This is a genomic window from Martinezella sp. CNPSo 3795, from assembly GCF_057784475.1.
In genome coordinates this window covers 206,735-218,840 of the sequence record NZ_JBXSOQ010000004.1, presented here as the reverse complement: position 1 = coordinate 218,840, position 12,106 = coordinate 206,735, and the positions used below count along the sequence as shown (strand labels likewise).

General features: G+C 60.3%; 13 protein-coding genes. 9 read left to right on the top strand and 4 right to left on the bottom strand.

All coding sequences use genetic code 11. From position 1 onward, the window contains the following. The first annotated feature begins 105 nt into the window (after nt 1-105). A complete protein-coding gene (locus AC13QY_RS14435) occupies nt 106-1,320 on the top strand; it encodes a glycosyltransferase family 2 protein (RefSeq protein WP_145632735.1) in 1,215 nt (404 codons plus the stop codon). A gap of 65 nt (nt 1,321-1,385) precedes the next feature. On the opposite strand, the gene AC13QY_RS14430 is transcribed toward AC13QY_RS14435, so the two are convergent. The 3 genes from AC13QY_RS14430 to AC13QY_RS14420 form a co-directional block, all read right to left on the bottom strand. Then, a complete protein-coding gene (locus tag AC13QY_RS14430) occupies nt 1,386-2,114 on the bottom strand; it encodes a phosphodiester glycosidase family protein (RefSeq protein WP_173002454.1) in 729 nt (242 codons plus the stop codon). A gap of 85 nt (nt 2,115-2,199) precedes the next feature. After that, nucleotides 2,200-2,892 carry a 4Fe-4S dicluster domain-containing protein gene (locus tag AC13QY_RS14425; RefSeq protein ID WP_113354544.1) on the bottom strand — a complete coding sequence of 231 codons (693 nt, stop codon included), beginning with the start codon at nt 2,890-2,892 and terminating at the stop codon, nt 2,200-2,202. Nucleotides 2,893-2,993: 101 nt separating this feature from the next. After that, on the bottom strand, nt 2,994-4,574 hold the full coding sequence (locus tag AC13QY_RS14420; RefSeq protein ID WP_069613167.1) for a trimethylamine methyltransferase family protein: 1,581 nt from the start codon (nt 4,572-4,574) through the stop codon (nt 2,994-2,996). A gap of 257 nt (nt 4,575-4,831) precedes the next feature. On the opposite strand from AC13QY_RS14420, the gene AC13QY_RS14415 reads away from it, so the two are divergent. Continuing rightward, nucleotides 4,832-5,533, top strand: coding sequence for a corrinoid protein (locus AC13QY_RS14415; RefSeq protein ID WP_069613213.1), 702 nt, complete (start codon nt 4,832-4,834; stop codon nt 5,531-5,533). Nucleotides 5,534-5,599: 66 nt separating this feature from the next. Here the strand turns inward: AC13QY_RS14415 and AC13QY_RS14410 are convergent, their stop codons facing one another. After that, nucleotides 5,600-5,758 carry an entericidin domain-containing protein gene (locus tag AC13QY_RS14410; RefSeq protein ID WP_047632875.1) on the bottom strand — a complete coding sequence of 53 codons (159 nt, stop codon included), beginning with the start codon at nt 5,756-5,758 and terminating at the stop codon, nt 5,600-5,602. 19 nt (nt 5,759-5,777) lie between these two features. On the opposite strand from AC13QY_RS14410, the gene AC13QY_RS14405 reads away from it, so the two are divergent. The 7 genes from AC13QY_RS14405 to AC13QY_RS14375 all read left to right on the top strand — a co-directional run bounded on the left by AC13QY_RS14405 (nt 5,778) and on the right by AC13QY_RS14375 (nt 12,092). Then, nucleotides 5,778-6,416, top strand: coding sequence for a DUF1638 domain-containing protein (locus tag AC13QY_RS14405; protein ID WP_162748864.1), 639 nt, complete (start codon nt 5,778-5,780; stop codon nt 6,414-6,416). A 237-nt stretch (nt 6,417-6,653) separates the two neighbouring features. Next, the gene (locus AC13QY_RS14400; protein WP_113354543.1) at nt 6,654-6,956 is read left to right on the top strand and encodes a virulence factor; all 303 of its coding nucleotides are present in this window, start codon (nt 6,654-6,656) and stop codon (nt 6,954-6,956) included. After that, nucleotides 6,949-7,527, top strand: coding sequence for a methylenetetrahydrofolate reductase C-terminal domain-containing protein (locus tag AC13QY_RS14395; protein WP_113354542.1), 579 nt, complete (start codon nt 6,949-6,951; stop codon nt 7,525-7,527). The genes AC13QY_RS14400 and AC13QY_RS14395 overlap by 8 nt, the downstream gene beginning before the upstream one ends. Nucleotides 7,528-7,530: 3 nt before the next feature. Further along, nucleotides 7,531-8,637 carry a methylenetetrahydrofolate reductase gene (locus AC13QY_RS14390; protein WP_113354541.1) on the top strand — a complete coding sequence of 369 codons (1,107 nt, stop codon included), beginning with the start codon at nt 7,531-7,533 and terminating at the stop codon, nt 8,635-8,637. 103 nt (nt 8,638-8,740) lie between these two features. Further along, nucleotides 8,741-9,706, top strand: coding sequence for a methyltetrahydrofolate cobalamin methyltransferase (locus AC13QY_RS14385; RefSeq protein WP_113354540.1), 966 nt, complete (start codon nt 8,741-8,743; stop codon nt 9,704-9,706). Between the two features lies 1 nt (nt 9,707). Beyond that, the gene (locus tag AC13QY_RS14380) at nt 9,708-10,037 is read left to right on the top strand and encodes a hypothetical protein (RefSeq protein WP_113354539.1); all 330 of its coding nucleotides are present in this window, start codon (nt 9,708-9,710) and stop codon (nt 10,035-10,037) included. Nucleotides 10,038-10,091: 54 nt separating this feature from the next. After that, nucleotides 10,092-12,092, top strand: a complete 2,001-nt coding sequence (locus tag AC13QY_RS14375; protein ID WP_113354624.1) for an ASKHA domain-containing protein — start codon at nt 10,092-10,094, stop codon at nt 12,090-12,092. Nucleotides 12,093-12,106 lie beyond the last annotated feature (14 nt).

The window sequence follows — 12,106 nt, the reverse complement described above, 5'->3', positions numbered from 1 at the left end:
CCAATCGGATCGCTCAAAACTCTCCAGCCCCGCGAAAGCAATCCCGCTTATTCATGGATCAAAGTCCGCGCATAGAATCGCGCTGATGCCTCGTGGAGAATATCGATGTCTTCTGCCCAAGTCCCCGTCCTTTCGGTCTGCGTTCCGACCTATAACCGTCAGTTCATGCTCGAGCGGAACGTCAATTTCCACCTGGAAGAGTTTCGCCGACTGGGCCTCCCTTTCGAAATCGTCATTGTCGACGATTGTTCGACGGATGAGACCGCAGCCTACATTCAGTCGATCTCGCATCATCCGGAAATCAGCGCCTATCGCCGGGCGCGCAATTCCGGTTTCATCAGCAACTACGCTTTTGCGATGCAGAGAGCCCGCGGCCATTACGCGGTTTTCCTCGGCGACGACGATTTGCTGATCCCGGAAAAAGTCGTCGAATATCTTCGTATCATGGTGGACGACAAGAATATCGGCATGATCCAGGCGCCGTGGCTCCTCGTCGATGGCAGGCCTGGCGGCGGCGATATGGAACCCTTCTATCACCTCTCCTATCCGACGCGTCACGCCAAGGGTGATTTCCGCTCGATGCTGGAATTCATTCTCGACCGTCACATCTTCCCCGAATTCATGATCATCCGGCGCGACGTTCTGTTGAAATCAATTTCCAGCCCGACGCCGTTCATCTTCTGGGCATTCCTCTATACGACCCGTGCATTGGACAAGGCCGACGTGCTGTTCATGCCGGAGCCTTTCGCGCGCGTGACCGCCGTTTCAGACGATCCGCGCCTGCAGCAGGGCAACAAGGAATGCATGTTCCAGTGGGATACCTATAGAGGCGGCCTCGAATACCTCGCCTCGCAGGCGCTGCGCGATAACCGCTATCCGCCTGACTATCGCGGCTCGCTGATGCCTCGCATCACCGAATTCATGCTGCAGCGTCAGGCGGTCGCCATGCGCCTGCATGTCAACGCGCAGAACTGGGTCGAAGCCTATATCATGTATCACCGCATGGCGGCCTACCTGCCGACGCCATTACCGCCGGAATCCTATGATCAAATCCGCAAGCTGGCAGGCATCTCCACCGCCGCGACGGAAGCGATCGCCTTCAATGGCGAACCCGTCATCATCGAACCGATCATCGACGATGCCACGATCAACCTTCTCCCGCAGTCGATCCGGCAGCATCTCTCGAGGGAAGCGCCGCAGACCGGCAGCTATGGCGGCAGTCCAAGGGCCTTTCTCCGCTTCACCGAGGATTTCCCGGCCAATCCGGGTCCGAAGGACGGCCTGTTCAGCATCATGACCTATATCGATCAGTTCGTCTGAAATTTGGTGGCTATAGCCGAGGGCTCCGCGATGCAATGCGGAGCTCTTCGCGTTTCAAGTGCTCGTCAACCCGGCAGCATTTCCGTCACTGCGATGATCGGCCCGAGCGGAAACAGGCTGTCGCGCCTTTGCCATTCCGGGATATCGAGGCTGGAGATGCTGCCATCGAGAAACAGCGCATTCGGACATTTCAACTCGTCGCGAAATAGCGTCGCAAAGTCGTGGAAACGCACCGCGCCATCGGAAATGGCGAAGACGACCTTGCCGTCTGAGGTAACACCCACGCCGTTTCGTGTCTTCAAGCTCGGACTATCCGCCAGAAATGACGGATGAAGCCTGCCGCTGATGACCAGCATCGGGCCGGACTGCGTCGCATAAAAAGGTTTGATGCCGGAAGCTGCGAAGGCCTTGCTTTCCATGATCCCGGCCTTGCCCGCCCCGAGATAGAAGACCCCGTTCGGCAGGAGATGAAAGTTACCCCAGCCCTTGTTGGTGTTGATCGCCTTCACCTCACGTCCATTCTCGACGAAGAGACCCACGGGAGACTGGTCGTCGAGATACATGCCGCCATTCATGGCGAAGCGCACATAGATGCGATCCTGACGCAGATCATTTTCCAGGGCACGGAAAGAGCCATAAGGTTTGCCGTTGCGATCGTTCTGAAAAATCTGAATGTCGTCGCTGACCGCATCGAAAGTGCAGACCGTATAGCCGTCCCCAAGATGCTGGACCTTGCGACAGGCTTCGCCGGCCGATGCGGTGGCGGCAAAGGCAAGAACGGCAAGAATGACCATCAATCGAATCAAGCGCATAGCCCCGCATGAATAACACAGGCTTCAGAACGCATCGCAATGCGGCGAAACAAGGAAGGCGTGAGACCTAAAGCTGGAGTGCAGCCATATGGAATGCAAGCTGTTCGGCGGGGTAACGATAGCCTGCCCCGACCGGGCAGGCATTGCGTGCAAGACAGCCACCGGCCATGCAGCCGGCTTGCCCTTGTGATGTGCGCAAACGCGACCGGCAGCCTGGAAGATCAAAGCCGGCTGCCGTTATCGCCCCAACGGGACAGGCGGCAAGACAAGGTTTCTCCATGCATAGATCGCATGGATGCGGAGAAAACGGCGGCACCTCCGTTCCTTCCAGCGCATCGGCAAATCCCAATGCGCCGCGATATCCGTGCCACAAACCATAGTCCGGATGGATCAAGATGCCGAGCGGTGACGCTTTCAAGCCCTCGGCCTGCATGGCCCATCGCTGGAACGGTTGCCAGGGAGGATCCGAAGGAAAATAGGTAGTGGCCGCTAGCCCGCTTGCAACCGGCCGGATAATCGCCTTCGACCAGTCATCAAGGGGATTCTTGCGCGTCCTGTTGACGGGCATATCCAGCCATTTCGAAAACGCCGGCCAGATCGAGCCGCCGATATTGCCCAGCAGCACGACACCGCGTGCAGGCGTGCCATCCGTCAGCAACGGCCCCTCGCCTTCATGGAAGGACAAGCTGCCACGAACGAAAACTCCGTGAACGCCGAGCGTCGCACGGAGCTGTTCGAAGATGGCAGGGCCGCGGCTCACCGCGGCCCCTTATATTCATAGTGCGGCCGCCAGACTTCCTTCTGGATGAGATCGGCAACGCGTGTCGCACCGCCTTGCTCCCTGGCGGCCTCGGGCTCTCTTCAGGTGAAGGCGTCCGGCATCGAGTCCTTGCGCTTCTGGATATAGGCGAGAAGAGCCTCGTCGATGGCCGGATCGAGCGGCGGCGCTTCGTAATGATCGAGCCAGGAACGGCAAAGCGCGTTGGCCCGCTGCTCGATGCGTTTCTGACCTTCGATCTCCCACTGCTCGAAGGAGTTGTTGTCGGCGAGCGGCGAGCGATAGAAGGCGGACTGGAAATTCGCCTGCGTATGGCCGCAGCCGAGATAGTGGCTACCCGGTCCGACTTCACGGATGGCATCGAGCGCCTGGCCATTTTCCGAGAGATCCACGCCTTCAGCCATCTTCTGCATCATGCCGAGCTGGTCCTGGTCGATCATGAATTTCTCGTAGGAGGAGACGAGACCGCCTTCCAGCCATCCGGCCGCGTGCAGCACGAAATTCGTGCCGGCCAGCAGTGTCATGTTCAGAGTATTGGCGGATTCGTGCGCGGCTTGCGCATCCGGCACCTTGGAAGCGCAGAGCGAGCCGCCGGTGCGGAACGGCAGACCGAGGCGACGCGCGAGCTGTGCTGCGCCATAGGAGACAAGCGATGGCTCCGGCGTGCCGAACGTCGGGGCGCCCGACTGCATCGAAATGGATGCGGCGAAGGTGCCGAACAGAACAGGCGAGCCCTTGCGGATCAGCTGCGTGAAGGAAGCGCCGGCCAGCACCTCGGCCAGAATCTGCGTCAGCGTGCCTGCGACCGTCACGGGGCTCATCGCGCCCGAGAGAATGAAGGGAGAAACCACCGAAGCCTGATTGTGCCGCGCATAGACCTTCAAGGCGCCGAGCATCGTTTCGTCGAACACCATCGGCGAATTGGCATTGATGAGGTTCAGCGTTACACAATTGTTTTCAACGAAATCGTCGCCGAACACGATCTTTGCCATAGCGATCGTATCTTCTGCACGCTCCGGCGCGGTGACTGAGCCCATGAACGGCTTATCGGAATATTTGATATGGCTATAGACCATATCGAGATGGCGCTTGTTGACCGGGATATCGACAGGCTCGCAGACCGTGCCGCCGGACGAATGCATCGACGGTGCCATATAGGCGAGCTTCACGAAATTACGGAAATCCTCGATCGTCGCATAGCGGCGGTTGCCCTCAAGATCACGCACGAAAGGCGGGCCGTAGACCGGCGCGAAAATCGTCGCCTTGCCGCCGACATGGGCATTGCGGGCGCTGTTGCGCGCATGCCAGGTGAATTCCTTCGGCGCGGTCTTCAGAAGTTCGCGGCAAAGTCCCTTCGGAAAATGCACGCGCTGGCCGCGTACGTCGGCACCGGCTTCCTTCCAGAGCGCCAGAGCTTCCGCGTCATCGCGAAATTCGATGCCGATTTCCTCCAGAACCGTGTCGGCATTGCGTTCGATGAGCTGCAGGCCCTCTTCGTCAAGCACTTCATAGACGCCGATCTTACGGGTGATATAGGGGAGCGAAGGACCCGGCCCGCCGCCGCTGCGCGAAGCGCGCCGCGCTGCCGCACCCCTGCCCTCACTGCGCGAACGCCGTCCGCCGCCATCATTGCCTGCAGCCGGTTGCTCAATCATATCGTCCATGATGTTTCCTCACTCCTGCGCATGGATGCGTCTATCAGGCCCCATGCTACCTGATTCCGACAAGCGGACGTTCCTTAATGCGCCAGCAATTAGCATAGGACAGACATCGGCTGACAATATCAACTGTTCTTCGTCCGTCGCGATTGTTCCGTGCGACGTCGCATTCAAAAAGAGTTTTGGCGGCCTTCCGGTCTATCCGTAATGGCGGCAGTGTTTTATACAAGTCTCTGATGCTGCACGAAAATGGGATGGAGCGCATGTCTGACGACGAAATCATTCTCTCGGAACTTTCTGATGAAGAGCTCGTGCAGCAGATGCATGACGACCTGTATGACGGCTTGAAGGAAGAAATCGAGGAAGCGACCAATATCCTCTTGGAGCGCGGCTGGGCTCCTTACGATGTTCTGACCCAGGCGCTGGTCGAGGGCATGCGTATTGTCGGCATCGACTTCCGCGACGGCATTCTCTTCGTTCCGGAGGTGCTGCTTTCGGCCAATGCGATGAAGGCCGGCATGGCGATCCTGCGGCCGCTGCTGGCACAGACCGGTGCACCCAAGCTCGGCAAGATGGTGATCGGCACCGTCAAGGGCGACATTCACGACATCGGCAAGAACCTCGTCGGCATGATGATGGAGGGCGCCGGTTTCGACGTCATCGACCTCGGGATCAACAATCCGGTCGAAAACTACCTCGACGCCATCGAGCGCGAGCAGCCCGATATTCTTGGCATGTCGGCACTGCTGACCACGACCATGCCCTACATGAAGGTCGTTATCGATACGCTGAAGGAAAAGGGCCTGCGTGACGACTATGTCGTACTGGTCGGCGGCGCGCCACTGAACGAGGAATTCGGCAAGGCCGTGGGTGCTGACGCCTATTGCCGTGACGCTGCCGTGGCGGTGGAGACTGCCAAGGAATTCATGAAGCGCAAGCACAACAGCCTGGCTGCGGGCGCCTGATTGCAAGAAACTGAGTGCCGGCGACAATCAACGGGTTGCCGCCGGCACATTGGTATCCCAAATTAGCTATTGAGCCGCCTTCTTGACGGTATGACCGGCGTCCTCGGTTGCGTTCACCGCATTTGCGGTATCTCTGCCCATGCCACGTATAGTATTGGCGCAAGAGGCAAGCACCATGAGAACGACGCAGGCGGTGGCAATTTTCGTGAGTGTCGGTGCAGTCATGATTGGGAACCCCCTCTGAGTGGATATCGATCAAAAAAATGCGGAGAAGAACCCTCCGCGCGATAAACGCGCACAAACCCAAAAAGTTCATGTGATTGCGTGCGGGGCAATCGCGCGCGAAATACTAGCGGTCACCAGAATAAACGGGCTCGATCACATCGACCTTCACTGTCTTCCCGCAATCTATCATTCCTATCCGCAGAAGATCGCACCAGCCCTGGAAGAGGCTATTGCCGATGCGCGCGCGCGCGGCTTCGAAAAGATCTTTATCGGCTATGCCGATTGCGGCACAGGCGGCGATATCGACAGGATCTGCCAGCTTGAAGGAATAGAGCGCCTTTCCGGTCCGCACTGTTATTCCTTCTTCACCGGCAACGAGGCTTTCGCCGCGCGCGACGATGACATCACATCGTTTTTCCTGACAGATTTTCTCGCCCGCCAGTTCGAAGCCTTTGTCGTGGTTCCGCTCGGCCTCGACCGCCATCCGGAGCTGCGGGACATTTATTTCGGCAACTACCGCAAGGTCGTCTATCTCTCGCAGGAAGAAGATCCGGCGCTACAGGCAAAGGCAAGGGACGCTGCCGCCTTTCTCGGCCTGGAATACGAATATCGCTATACCGGCTACGGCGATCTTGCCCGCGAATTATTGGCCGTCTGATTACGACATCTGCGTCGGTTTTCGATCTTCCTCTTCTTTGCCGAGACCGACATGCTGGACGAGTCAAAGACATTCAATCACAGTTCGAACCCGTCCGTTTCAAAGGATAATAAGCTTGGGGGATGCTTGCAGGCGAGGTTTCGATATCGCGTCGCTTTTCGGCATGTGCCGCGTCGTGGCGAGCGCAGTCCCGAGGTCTGCCGGCGTGCATTCTGGCGTGAAGAGGAGATTTTGCGCATGGCAGATCGCATTGTCGTTTACTGGCGGGACATTCCGGCCCAGGTCATCATCAAGAAGGGCAGGCAGACGGCAAAACGCGAGCTTTCGCTGCGCTTTACCGAAGCGATCGACATGTGCGCCATGCGCACCGGCGCGGCCGAAACCGACGACTATCTGGCTGAATGGCGCAAGGCGGATCCCGTACCGGTCTCCGACGATCTCGAGGCCGAAGCAGACAAGGCAGCCGGCGAGATCGAGGCTGCCTATGATCGCGAGCGGCTGGTGGCGCTGGTGAAGGCCGGAGGCCGCGACAATGGCTGATGCCGTCCAGAAGCCTGGCAATGCCGCCGCGGGCGCAAAGGCGGCCAGCGGCGCCTACACGCCGGCCGGCGTCTCCCCTAACCGCCGCGCCCGACGCAAATATACGGTCCGTCTCTGGGCCGTGCGTCATTCGCGTTTTCTCGAATGGTTCTACCGTCGTTTCGCCGACACATTCCTGCTGCTTCATCCGCTGTGGAAAGCGTTCGGCTATGAGCGCGTGGAGCGCCCGATTACCTTCATCGAACGCAATGTGAAGGGCTTCCTGTTCGATTGCCGCATGTGCGGCCAGTGCGCGCTGTCGTCGACGGGCATGTCCTGCCCGATGAACTGTCCCAAGCAGCTGCGCAACGGCCCCTGCGGCGGCGTTCGCGCCAACGGCAATTGCGAAGTCGAGCCCGACATGCCCTGCGTCTGGGTGCAGGCCTGGAACGGCTCGCGGAACATGATCCAGGGCGATGCAATCTTGAAGGTGCAGAAGCCCGTCAATCAGTCGCTGCGCGAGACGTCATCGTGGCTTCGCGTCACGGCAGAGGCGGCCGCAGCCCGAGAAGCGGCGAAAAAGGAAGCCTGAGCGATGTCGCATATCGATGAAAATCCGCTTGGCGCGCATCTGCCGCTCGATCCCCTGCCCGGCCATTCTTCGCTCGGGCGGCTGGAGCGGGTGCTTCGCCGTGGCGAATTCGCCGTCACCGCCGAGCTGAACCCGCCCGACAGCGCCAATGCCGAGGATGTCTACGAGCGCGCCGCCATTTTCGAGGGCTGGGTAGACGGCATCAACGCCGTCGACGCCTCCGGCGCCAATTGCCATATGTCCTCGGTCGGGATCTGCGCGCTGCTGACGCGCATGGGCTATGCGCCGATCATGCAAATCGCCTGCCGCGACAAGAACCGCATCGCCATCCAGGGCGACGTGCTGGGTGCTGCCGCCATGGGCGTGTGCAACATCATGTGCCTGACCGGTGACGGCGTGCAGGCGGGCGATCAGCCGGGCGCCAAACCAGTCTTCGATCTCGATTGCATGTCGCTGCTCGAAACCGTGCGCATCATGCGCGACAACGCGAAATTCCTGTCCGGCCGCAAGCTGACCTCGCCGCCGAAAGTCTTTCTCGGCGCCGCCATCAATCCCTTCGCGCCGCCCTACGACTTCCGCCCCTACCGGCTTGCGAAGAAGATCGAAGCCGGAGCGCAGTTCGTCCAGAGCCAGTATTGCTACGACGTGCCGATGTTCCGGGAATATATGAAGAAGGTGCGCGATCTCGGCCTGACCGAAAAATGCTTCATTCTCGTCGGCGTCGGCCCGCTGGCATCGGCAAAGACCGCCCGCTGGATGCGCTCCAACGTACCAGGCGTCCATATTCCCGACGCAGTGATCAAGCGCATCGAAGGCGCACAGGATCAGAAGAAGGAAGGCAAGCAGCTCTGCATCGACATCATCAACGAGGTGAAGGAGATCGAGGGCGTTTCCGGTATTCACGTCATGGCCTACCGCCAGGAAGAATATGTTGCCGAAATGGTTCATGATTCCGGCGTGCTGAAGGGCCGTCAGCCATGGAAACGCGAGGCAAGCCGCACCGATGCGCTTGTCGCCGAGCGGCTGCACCAGATCAGCGAAGGCAGGGAAGAAAACCAGCAGGCGATGGCGGAGATTGCAGCCCACCATACGCCGCCGCAGGCACATTGAATTCGAGACGATAGCAGCAGGCCGGGAGAGGAACCGGTCGGCTTGTAACCCAGATCACCGCACGATAGACCAGCTATCGGGCCAACTGACCAGAGGATCAGACATGACGCGTACCATCGTTGCCTCCGCCACCCGCGAGATCATCATAGGCTTCGACCAGCCTTTCTGCGTGATCGGCGAACGCATCAACCCGACGGGGCGCAAGAAGCTCGCCGCCGAGATGATCGAAGGCAATTTCGACACCGTCATCAAGGATGCGCTGGAACAGGTCGCCGCCGGTGCGACCATGCTCGACGTCAACGCAGGCGTTACTTCGGTCAACCCGAACGAGACCGAACCGGGCCTGCTGGTGCAGACGCTTGAAATCGTGCAGGGTCTGGTCGACGTACCGCTTTCGATCGACAGCTCGGTCACGGCGGCAATCGAAGCGGCCCTCAAGGTTGCCAAGGGCCGGCCGCTGGTCAATTCGGTGACGGGCGAAGAGGAAAAGCTCGAAGCCATCCTGCCGCTGGTCAAGAAATACGACGTGCCCGTCGTCGCCATCTCGAACGACGAGACCGGGATTTCCATGGACCCTGACGTTCGTTTCGCCGTCGCCAAGAAGATCGTCGAGCGCGCCATGGATCACGGCATCAAGCCTGAGGACATCGTCGTCGACCCGCTCGTCATGCCGATCGGCGCGCTTGGCGATGCTGGCCGTCAGGTTTTCGCGCTGCTGCACCGGCTGCGCAACGAGCTGAAGGTCAACACCACCTGCGGCCTCTCCAATATCTCCTTCGGCCTGCCGCATCGCCATGGCATCAATGCCGGCTTCATCCCGATGGTCATCGGTGCAGGCATGACCTCCGCCATCATGAACCCCTGCCGCCCGCAGGAAATGGAAGCCGTGCGCGCCGCCAACGTGCTGAACGGCACGGATGCCAATTGCACCAACTGGATCATGACCTATCGTGACTACAAGCCTGCAGAAGGCGGCGTCGCAGCCGCCGCAGCAACGGCTGCCCCAGCCGGCGGTGGGCGCCGTGGCGGCCGTGCCGCGCGCGCCGGTGCGGGAGCAGCGAGGGAATAAGATGGCATCCGGTCGCGGCCTCTCCAATGATCTTGCCACGCTCTGGCTGCAGGCGCCCGTCGTGATCGGCATACGGCTGCAGCAGATGTGGATGGACGCGCTGGCCGGCAGCGTGAACGCGGCCGAAATGAACCGGATGATCTCGGAGAAGATGATGGCAGCGGCGGAAAGCGCCGTTGCCGTAAACGCAGCAATGGTGCAACAGGGTTTCGCCGCTCTGACGGCCGCAGGCGCGACAAGCCAGCGCAGCATCGCCGATGCGGTCGCTCACGCCGCGATAAAACCCTATAGCAGGCGTGTTCGCTCGAACGTGCGCCGCCTTAGCAAATAGAAAGGCTGATCCGTGGCCGAAGCCAGCGACAGCGCCAAACCTCTTGTCCTTTTCATGCCATCCGGCAAGCGCGGCCACTTCCCCGTGGGAACGCCCGTGCTGGAGGCAGCCCGTCAGCTCGGCGTCTATGTCGAGAGCGTCTGTGGTGGCCGTGCGACCTGCGGGCGTTGCCAGGTCTCCGTGCAGGAAGGCAATTTCGCGAAGCACAAGATCGTCTCGTCCAACGACCATCTTTCGCCGATCGGGCCGAAGGAAAAGCGCTATGCAGAGGTGCGCGAATTGCCTGAAGGCCGCCGGCTTTCCTGCTCCGCTTTGATCCAGGGCGATCTGGTCATCGACGTACCGCAGGATACCGTCATCAACGCGCAGGTGGTGCGCAAGGCGGCCGACGAACGCGTCATTGCTCGCGACGCGGCCGTGCATATGTGCTACGTCGAGGTCGAGGAACCCGACATGCACAAGCCGCTTGGCGATCTGGATCGCCTGAAGGCGGCAATCACGGCGGATTGGAAATACGACAATCTCGAAGTGGATTTTCACCTCATCCCGCAAGTGCAGTCGATCCTGCGCAAGGGCGAATGGAAGGTGACGGCCGCCATTCATCGCGATCAGGACAGCGAGCGCCCTCGCCTTATCGCGCTCTATCCCGGCCTGAAGAACGAAGCCTACGGCATTGCCTGTGATATCGGCTCGACGACGATCGCCATGCATCTGTCCTCGCTGCTGTCGGGCAGAACCGTGGCATCAGCCGGCGCCTCCAACCCGCAGATCCGCTTCGGCGAGGATCTGATGAGCCGCGTCTCTTATGTGATGATGAATCCTGACGGCCGCGAGGCCATGACCAATGCCGTTCGCGAAGCCTTGAACGGCTTGATCGACAAGGTCTGCGCCGATGGCGGCGTGTCGCGACAGGATATTCTGAACGCCGTCTTCGTCGGCAACCCGATCATGCATCACCTTTTCCTCGGCATCGATCCGACAGAGCTTGGTGGCGCGCCCTTTGCGCTTGCCGTATCCGGGGCCGTGCATCTGAAATCGGCCGAGATCGGCCTGCCGATGAATGCCGGCACGCGCATCTACATGCTGCCCTGCATCGCCGGCCATGTCGGCGCCGATGCGGCCGCCGCGACACTTGCCGAAGGGCCGCATCGCCAGGATGAGATGATGCTGCTGGTCGACATCGGCACCAATGCTGAAATCGTGCTCGGCAACCGTCACCGCGTCGTCGCCGCCTCCTCGCCAACCGGCCCGGCCTTCGAAGGCGCCGAAATTTCCAGCGGTCAGCGCGCCGCACCCGGCGCCATCGAACGCGTGCGCATCGATCCCGTCACGCTGGAGCCGCGCTACCGCGTCATCGGCATTGAACCTTGGTCGGACGAGCCAGGCTTCGAAGAAGCCGCCGCCAAGGTCGGGGTCACCGGCATCTGCGGCTCCGCGATCATCGAGGTTGTCGCTGAAATGTTCCTCACCGGCATCATCTCGGAAGATGGCGTCGTCGACGGCGCCATGGCTGCACGCTCGCCGCGCATCCTGCAGAACGGCCGCACCTACTCCTACCTGCTGCGGGACGGCGAACCGCGCATCACGGTCACCCAAAACGATATTCGCGCTATCCAGCTTGCCAAGGCAGCGCTTTATGCCGGCGTCAAGCTGTTGATGGACAAGCAAGGCATCGATCATGTCGATCGCATCGGCCTTGCCGGCGCCTTCGGCACTTTTATCGATCCGAAATATGCGATGGTGCTGGGGCTTATTCCCGATTGTGAACTCGACAAGGTCAAGGCCGTCGGCAACGCCGCCGGCACGGGCGCGCGCATGGCTCTGCTCAACCGCGGCCATCGCCGTGAGATCGAGGAAACTGTCAGGAAAATCGAGAAGATAGAGACGGCGCTTGAATCAAAATTTCAGGAGCACTTCGTCTACGCCATGGCGCTGCCGAACAAGGTCGATAGCTTCCCGGAACTCTCGAAGGTCGTGACCTTGCCGAAGCGCAAGCAGATCTCCGACGATGGCGGAGAAGGCGGCGGCCGCAGGCGTCGCCGCAGCCGCGAGTAAGAAAGCAATTTGTC